The sequence below is a fragment of the Belnapia sp. AC561 genome (assembly GCF_979252845.1).
The window spans coordinates 1-281 of record NZ_CEEDBP010000172.1; the positions used below are offsets into that span (position 1 = coordinate 1).

The following is a 281-nucleotide window of genomic DNA, read 5'->3' on the forward strand; positions in this document are numbered from 1 at the left end:
CGTCAGGACCCGGACCCCACCCCCACGCGCCGCCCCGCACCCGCGGTGCAGGAAGCGCGCAACCTGCCGGCGCCGATTTCCGCGCAGTCCATCGCCGGCGCCCAGCGTTGCCGCTTGATCACCCAGCGCATCCAGATCGGAGACCCAGTTGCCGATGCCGATATCCGTTTCCTCCAGCGCGGCTGCCCGGACTAGCAGGTCCCGCCTGCCTCGGGGTGCCGCGCTGCTGCTGGCACTCGGCCTGGGCCTGACCGCCTGTGCCACCCAACGCGCCCCCGATG

At 73.0% G+C, this 281-nt stretch carries 1 protein-coding gene; it reads left to right on the plus strand.

Annotation, left to right across the window (positions count from 1 at the left end; translation table 11 throughout):
* Window positions 1–195: hypothetical protein (locus tag AC0IW9_RS30620; protein ID WP_471652076.1), on the plus strand; the 195-nt coding region annotated here is incomplete at its 5' end.
* Between the last annotated feature and the right edge of the window lie 86 nt (window positions 196–281).